Below are 3922 nucleotides of genomic sequence, written 5' to 3'. Positions count from 1 at the left end.
CCGGCCAAGCGCGGCTTTTGCTTTTGCTTTGCACGACCAACCCCACCCACGAGGGGCTGCGCCGTTCGCCGGAACCTACGCCGAAGGCGCAGGCTTCTGCCGAAGCAGGCTGAGCGCCAGGCCACCCACCACCAGTACGCCCAGGCCCAGCAACGCCCACAGCAACCACGATTTCCAATCGCGCTGCGGCTTCAGCGCCGCATCGCCGGCCAGCGGCTCCGGGCTGCCTTCCAGGCGCGCCAGTGTTGGCTGCCACGAAGGATCGTTGCGCTGCCGAAGTTCCTCGATCAGCACCCCGATCGGCGCGTCCGTGCGGCGCGCGGTCGCGCTGCCCACCGCCAGTGCGTAGGGCGCCGCACCCTGGCTCAGGAACACCAGCACTTCCGGCTGGTAACCCAGGCGCAGCGTCGGCGCGGTGGCGGTTTCCGCCGGATTCGCCACCAGTTTCCAGTAGCGGTCGCGGTGCACCCCGCCCAGCGGCTGTGCCGCCGACTGCTGGCGCTGGCCCTGCGTGCCCTGCTGCACCTGGTAGGCGATCCACGGCGCGCTGCGACGTTGCCATTCCGCACTCTCGTCATCGCGGCTGAACAGCGTCCATTGCACCAGGCTGTTATCGGTGCTGGCGACATCGGCACGTGCCACCGGGAACCGGCCATCCATCTCGAAGGTGTACTCGCCCTTGCCCGACGACGTCGGCTCCAGCGACAGCCATTCCCAGGGCAGCGTGGCCGGAGCTGGCGGCAGTTCCGCCAGTACGCCGCGCAGGGTCGGCAGGCGCGAGTCGCCCTGCGCCAGGATGCGCAGGTAGCGTGCAGCGCCGTCCACCTGCAGGCGGCGCTGCAGCAGGCGCTTGCCGGCGCGCTGCAGATCCACCAGCGGCACGTCGCGGCCAATCGATCGCCAGTGCTGCAGGTCGTCACTGGCATCCAGCTGCACCTGCACCTGCAGCGGCTGGCCGCTGTCGTTCCAGTCCAGCACCAGTGCCGCCAGCGGCTGCTGATCGAGCATGCTGGCGTCGATCAGCCAGCCGCCCTGCCCGCTCGACCCTGCCCCGCCACCCACCCGCGCTTCGACCCGGCGCACGCGCCCATCGGTATCACGCTCGGTCAGCAGCTGCAGGTCGTTGCGCTGTGCATCGGCCAGCGGCGGCAGCACGAACCACGGCAGTTCACGCTGCACCGGCGACTGCGCCAGCGGCTGGTCCGGCGCCAGCAGTGCCGACGGCAACAACTGGCTGGCCGCGTTGAACACTTGCAGATCGCTGAGATCGGCGGTCACGGCACGGCGGTAGATCGCCGGCTCCAGCACGATACGGTAGGCACCGGACTGCGCACTGGACAATGTGAGCGGCCATTGCTCGGCATACTGCGTGCGGTAATCAGCCGCCTGTACCACGACGGCGGCCAGCATGCCGAACATCGCCGGCAGCAGCGCCCTGCTCCACTTCCTCATTGCGTTTCCTCCACGGTCGGCGCCGCGCTTGGCGGTGCCGGTGCCAGATAACCCACGACCGTGCACAGCAGGCCGTAGGCGATGAACGATGCGATGCCCAGCAGGTTGCCCAGGTGCTGGCGATCGACAATAACCAGCTTGGCCAGCACCACGCCCATCAGCACGGCACCGACCATCCACAACACACGCTGGCTGCGACGCGAACCCCACACCCAGGCAATCACACCCAGCACGCTCCACAACACGGTCAGGCTGGTCTGCGCCAGGCTGAAGCGCATCATCGAGGCATTCCACGCCAGTCCACCCCATTGGTGCACGCCATGCAGCACCAGGCTGGTCAACGCGAGGAAGGCCGCCAGTGCCAGCAGCGGCATGCGGATGTTCAGCAATGCCTGCGGTGCCTCACTGCCGTACAGCCAGCGCGCCAGCAGCAGCAGGCTCAGCCACTGGCCGATCTCGGCCGGATTCAGCACCGGCAGCCACAGCAGCGGTGCGGCGTCGCCCGGCAGCAGCTGGCCCAGCAGCCAACCGATCGCCAGCAGGCCGAACAGCACGCACTGCAGCGGGACGCGCGCGCTGTCGAATGCCGCGCCCAGCGGCCAGCGCAATGCGTTCCAGCGCCACAGCGACAGCGCCGCCATCAGCAGCCACGGCAAGGTCACCAGCAGGGTCGTCCAACCCTGCGCCAGGCCGGCCTCGCCACTACCCCACAAGGCCAGCAACGAAAGCAGCGACGGCCACAGCAGCCACCACAGGAACTGCGCGATGCGGGCCACGGTATCGCCGCCTTGGCGCAGGCACAGCAGGGTACGCACGCCCAGTACCGCGAACACCGCCCAGGCCAGCGCGCCGTGGCCGGCGAACGGCTGGTGGTGTGCATCGCTCTGCATCAGGGCCAGCGGGAAGCCCAGCGCGAGCATGGCCAGCGCGGTCACGCCCAGCGCACGCGCCGGCTGGCGACGCTGCGCTTCGGCCGCCAGCCAGGCAGTGACCGCGGCCAGCACCAGCAACGCGTCCACTTCGGTGCGGTACGGGAAGAAGCGGGTGATCTCATGGACCAGGCCGCCCAGCCACCACAGCAGGCCCCACAGGTAATACACCAGTGCGACCTCATGACGCGGCCTGCGCTGGTAGCTCCACGCCGACGCGAAGCCGGCCAGGGCCAGCAACAGCGCGCCAACGGCGGTCGGGTTGATCAGGAAGCGCAGGTCTTCGTGCCAGTGGTCGCCACCGGCAACGAAGGCGAATGCGGCGCCGATCTGCAGCAACGCGCCGGAGACCTGCGGCAGCCACCGCTTCTGGCGCAGCCCCAACCACGCCAGGCCAGCGCCTTCCAGTGCAAACACGGCGCCCGTGGCGCGCGCCGACAATGCCAGCGGCACCGCCAGCGTGGCGAAACCCACCGCGAGCACGGCATGCGACTGCGCCAGCACGGTGTACGACGCACGTGCGATCAGCGCCCGGGCCAACACCGCGTAGATCGCCGCCAGGCCCAGCGCGCACAGTGCCAGCGTCATCGGTTGCGCGTGCAGCATGCCTGCCTGCAGCGAGAACGCGACCAGCGGCGTGCCGAACACCAGGCTGCCATCGATCAGGTCGCGCCGGCCGGCCGGCTGGCGACGCGCGTACAGCAGCGGAATCAGCAGGTAGAACACGAAGAACAGCGCCAGGAACGGCTCAGTGCTGCTGAACTTGTCCGGTGCGTACTGCAGCACGCCCCAGAAGGTGCCGATGCCGAAGGTGAAGGCGAAGCCCAGCAGGTTCAGCGCGCGCCACGGGCGGAACCAGGCGATGGCGAAGATGCCCGCATTGAGCACGGCGTAATAGCTGAACAGCCCCACGTGGTTGCCACTGCCGGTGGACAGCCACAGCGGTGCCATGAAGCCGGCCAGGATGCCCAGTACGGCCAGCGTGCGCGAGTTCTGCACCACCGCCAGCACGCACAGCCCGGCCACAAGTGCGATCGAACTGGCAAAGGCAAAGGCCGGCGGAATCAGGTCGAAGCGCTTGAACGCCGCGAAGATGGTCAGCAGCAGTACGCCGATGGCACCGCCCTGCAGCGCCAGGGCAAACAGCCGCCGGCGTTCACGCTGGTGCCAACCGAAGGCCAGCAGGCCCAGCGCAGCCGCGGTGATGCCGGCAAGGCGCAGTTCGATCGGCAGCACCAGCCAGCCCTGGTCGCTGACGTACTTCAGCAGCGCTGCGACACCGGCCAGCAGCACCAGCATGCCGATCTTGACCGGCACGTTGCCTTCGGTGAACCAGCGCTTGACCGCACCGATGCCACGCTCGATGACATTGGGCAGTTCCGGTTCGGAAGGCAGCGGCGGCTGCACCGGCACCGGCGGCACCGGCGGTGGCGCAGCAGGACGGGGGACAGGCACCTCGGTGGGCGTTGCTTCGCGCACCGGTGGCTGCGGGGGCTGAGGCGCAGCAGCAGCGGCGGCCGGCCGCAGGAACGGTGGATCGG

2 protein-coding genes are annotated in these 3922 nt (G+C 69.3%); both read right to left on the bottom strand.

Annotated features, from left to right (window positions below):
• Nucleotides 1-75 precede the first annotated feature (75 nt).
• Nucleotides 76-1452: a DUF3999 domain-containing protein gene (locus N5E02_RS20425; RefSeq protein ID WP_111201926.1), complete on the bottom strand. Its 1377-nt coding sequence runs from the start codon at nt 1450-1452 to the stop codon at nt 76-78.
• A partial coding sequence (locus N5E02_RS20420; RefSeq protein WP_279946697.1) for a DUF2339 domain-containing protein occupies nt 1449-3922 on the bottom strand: 2474 nt, incomplete at its 5' end. The genes N5E02_RS20420 and N5E02_RS20425, both read right to left, overlap by 4 nt.

The sequence above is a fragment of the Stenotrophomonas sp. GD03777 genome, from assembly GCF_029842485.1.
GTDB classification, from domain to species: Bacteria; Pseudomonadota; Gammaproteobacteria; order Xanthomonadales; family Xanthomonadaceae; genus Stenotrophomonas; species Stenotrophomonas sepilia.
The sequence above is the reverse complement of the archived record's forward strand: the minus strand, read 5'-3'. Positions and strand labels throughout refer to the sequence as shown.